The 3,773-nt window shown below is 66.1% G+C and carries 3 protein-coding genes and 2 pseudogenes; all 5 read right to left on the reverse strand.

What is annotated here, in order from left to right; genetic code table 11:
• Positions 1-382 (reverse strand): annotated as a pseudogene (locus AC1DOC_RS23955) (acyl-CoA dehydrogenase); the annotation flags it as partial.
• A gap of 74 nt (positions 383-456) precedes the next feature.
• Positions 457-1,389, reverse strand: coding sequence for an electron transfer flavoprotein subunit alpha/FixB family protein (locus AC1DOC_RS23960; protein WP_478081377.1), 933 nt, complete (start codon positions 1,387-1,389; stop codon positions 457-459).
• A 76-nt stretch (positions 1,390-1,465) separates the two neighbouring features.
• Complete coding sequence (locus AC1DOC_RS23965) at positions 1,466-2,215, reverse strand: electron transfer flavoprotein subunit beta/FixA family protein (RefSeq protein WP_062361769.1); 750 nt, start codon at positions 2,213-2,215, stop codon at positions 1,466-1,468.
• 139 nt (positions 2,216-2,354) lie between these two features.
• Positions 2,355-3,635, reverse strand: coding sequence for a mechanosensitive ion channel family protein (locus tag AC1DOC_RS23970; RefSeq protein WP_012748472.1), 1,281 nt, complete (start codon positions 3,633-3,635; stop codon positions 2,355-2,357).
• A gap of 39 nt (positions 3,636-3,674) precedes the next feature.
• Positions 3,675-3,773: pseudogene (locus tag AC1DOC_RS23975) on the reverse strand (histone deacetylase family protein); the annotation flags it as partial.

A 3,773-nucleotide genomic window follows, 5' to 3' on the forward strand; every position in this document is an offset into this window, starting at 1 on the left:
GGAGCGGACACAGCGCGAAGCTCATGTTGGCCGAGTTGAGCATCTCGCCGCAGGCCGCGCCGATGGTCTTGGGCAGGCCCTGGCCGCCGAAGTCCGCCGGATGCTGCAGGCCCTGCCAGCCGCCCGACACGTACTGCGCGAAGGCTTCCTTGAAGCCCGGCGTGGTCGTGACCGCGCCGTCCTTGAACGACGAGGGGTTGCGGTCGCCCGCCACGTTCAGCGGCGCCACCACGTCCTGGTTGAAGCGCGCGCATTCCTCGAGCACGGCCTGCGCGGTTTCGAGGCCGGCGTCCTCGAAGCCCGGCAGCCTGGCGATCTCGCCGATGTTGGCCAGGTGCTCGATGTCGAACAGCATGTCCTTGAGGGGGGCGGTGTAGCTCATCTCTTGTCTCCAGATACAGCGGATACGAAAAGGGCATCGCGAACGATGCCCTCCGGCTCAGTGCGGCAATCGCGTCAGAGCGCCTTCACCAGTTCCGGCACCGCCGTGAACAGGTCAGCCACCAGGCCGTAGTCGGCCACCGAGAAGATCGGCGCCTCTTCGTCCTTGTTGATCGCCACGATCACCTTGGAGTCCTTCATGCCGGCCAGATGCTGGATCGCGCCCGAGATGCCGGCTGCGATGTACAACTGCGGCGCGACGATCTTGCCGGTCTGGCCCACCTGCCAGTCGTTGGGGGCGTAGCCCGCATCGACCGCGGCGCGGCTCGCGCCCAGGCCCGCGTTGAGCTTGTCGGCCAAGGGCGTCATCACTTCGGTGAACTTCTCGGCGCTGCCCAGGGCCCGGCCGCCCGAGACGATGATCTTGGCKGCGGTSAGTTCGGGGCGGTCGCTCTTGGTGACTTCGCGGCCCACGAAGCTGGACTTGCCCGAATCGGCCACGCCTTCGGCCGTTTCAACGCTTGCGCTGCCACCGGTGGCGGCTGCGGCGTCGAAGCCGGTGGTGCGCACGGTGATCACCTTGATCGGGTCTGCGCTCTGCACGGTGGCGATGGCGTTGCCGGCGTAGATCGGGCGCTCGAAGGTGTCGGGGCTCTCGACCTTGGTGATGTCGCTGATCTGCGCCACGTCGAGCTTGGCGGCCACGCGCGGCGCGACGTTCTTGCCGTTGGCAGTCGAGGGGAACAGGATGTGGCTGTAGTTGGCAGCGATGGCGAGCACCTGGGCGGCGACGTTCTCGGCCAGGTTTTCTGCGAGCGACGGGCTGTCGGCCACGATGACTTTGCTGACGCCCACGATCTGCGCGGCGGCCTTGCCGGCTTCGGCGGCATTGGCACCGGCCACGAGCACATGGACGTCGCCGCCGCAGGCGAGCGCCGCGGTCACGGTGTTGAGGGTCGCGGGCTTGACGGTCGCGTGGTCGTGTTCGGCAATAACAAGTGCGGTCATTTTTTGTTCCAAAAAATCTTGATCAGTTGGGGACAGAGCTTGCGGCTTCGCCACTGCGGTCTGTCCCGCAATGCCTTCAAATTACCTTCGCTTCGTTCTTCAGTTTGTCCACCAGCGTTGCAACATCAGGCACCTTGATGCCGGCGCCGCGCTTGGGCGGCTCGCTGACCTTGAGGGTCTTCAGGCGCGGCTTCACGTCCACGCCCAGGTCTTCGGGCTTGAAGGTGTCGAGCTGCTTCTTCTTGGCCTTCATGATGTTGGGCAAGGTGACGTAGCGCGGCTCGTTCAGGCGCAGGTCGGTCGTGATGACGGCCGGCAGGCTGAGCGTGATGGTCTCCAGGCCGCCGTCGACTTCGCGCGTGACGGTGGCCTTGCCGTCGGCCACTTCGACCTTGGAGGCAAAGGTGGCTTGCGGCAGGTCGGCCAGCGCGGCGAGCATCTGGCCGGTCTGGTTGGCGTCGTCGTCGATGGCCTGCTTGCCCAGGATGATCAGCTGGGGCTGTTCCTTGTCGACCAGGGCCTTCAGCAGCTTGGCGACGGCCAGCGGCTGCAGCTCTTCGGTGGTCTCGACCAGGATGCCGCGGTCGGCACCGATGGCCATGGCGGTGCGCAGGGTTTCCTGGCACTTGGCGTCGCCGCAGGAGACGGCGATCACTTCAGTGACCACGCCCTTTTCCTTCAGGCGCACGGCTTCTTCCACGGCGATCTCGTCGAAGGGGTTCATGCTCATCTTGACGTTGGCAATGTCCACTCCGGTGCCGTCGCTCTTCACGCGCACCTTGACGTTGTAATCGACGACCCGTTTGACAGGCACTAGAACCTTCATTGACTTGACTCCATTGGGATTGCAAAAAGGGGGCTTCGAGGGCAGCCGGTCATTTTAGGGTCCGGCCTTTGCCGCACCTGCGCCCATGGCGACTTGGCACCGCCGTGCAACAAAAAAGAACGACCGTGCTTTTTCGTGATTATACGGCAGCCTCGCGCGTGGCGGAAACGCCCGGCGGCAGCGACTCCACCCGCAGCACGCGCTGCGGATAGGGAATGTCCACGCCCGCGCTGCGCAGGCCCTCGAGAATGGCGATGTTGATGGCCGAGCGCACGTTGTCCTTGCCCTTGTCAGGGTCGGCCACCCAGAAGTTCAGCGTGAACTCCAGCCCGTCGGGCGCGAAGCTGGCGAGATAGGTCACGGGCTCGGGGTCGGTCATCACCCGGGCCTGGGCCTTGGCCGCCGCGCACAGGATGGCCTGCACCTGCGCCACGTCGCTGTCGTAGCCCACCACGATGCTGGTCGTGATGTTGAACTTGCGGTCCGCCATCGAGAGGTTCTCGACGCGGCTGGTGATGAGCGACTCGTTCGGCACGATGGCCTCGCGCCCGTTGCCCGCGCGGATGAGCGTGTAGCGGGTCTTGATGTCGGTGATGCGGCCCTCGAAGGTGTCGACCTTGACGTTGTCGCCGATGCGGATGGAGCGCTCCAGCAAGATCACGAAGCCGCTCACGTAGTTGGCCGCCAGCTTCTGCAGCCCGAAGCCCAGGCCTACGCCCAGCGCGCCGCCCAGCACCGAGAGCGCCGTGAGGTCGACCCCCACCGCCGACAGCGCGAACAGCAGGCCCACCAGCAGCAGGATGGCGCGCACCGCGTTCGAGGCCACCTTGCGCATCGACAGGTCGGTCACGGCTTCGCGCAGGATGCGCTTCTCGATGGTGGCGGCAATCCACAGCGCGATCACCAGCACCAGCCCGGCCGACAGCACGCCCTGGATGATGGTCTGCAGGCTGACGCTCGTCTTGCCGAAGGCCAGCGTGATGCCGTCGAGCTCGGCCAGCACCGGCGGCAGCAGCCCGACGATCCAGAGGATGGCGGCCATCCAGGCGAGCCACGAGATCGTTCGCTCCAGCAGCCGCACCAGGTTGGAGGCCGGAAAGACCGCCCGCATCACGCGCGCGAACAGCCGGATGACCGCCAGCGACAGGAACACCGACACCCCGATGCGCAGCACCAGTACGGGCTGGTAGCCGCTCACCAGGCGCCGGGCCAGCTCGGCGAAGACCAGCGCCAGCAGCGGGAACAAGAGCCCGTCGAAGGTGCGCTCGCCGAACCAGATGGAATCCTTCGGCTGGTCGCGCCCGAACCAGCGGGTGGCCACCCAGGCCAGGACCACGCAGGCGACCAGTGCCGCCAGCTCGATGCCCAGGCCGCGTGCGTCGACCTGGCCCAGGCGTTGTGTGAAATCGTTGAAATTCATCTCTTGGAAAAACAGGGCGCGGCATGTGCGCCGGCGGCTCTACAGATCGGCAAGGACGCGGATATGGGCTTCGACGCTGCGCGCGAGGGCGTCCAGGTTGTAGCCCCCTTCGAGCATCGAGACGATGCGGCCCTGCGC

This window comes from Variovorax sp. 01T439_2 (genome assembly GCF_056398445.1).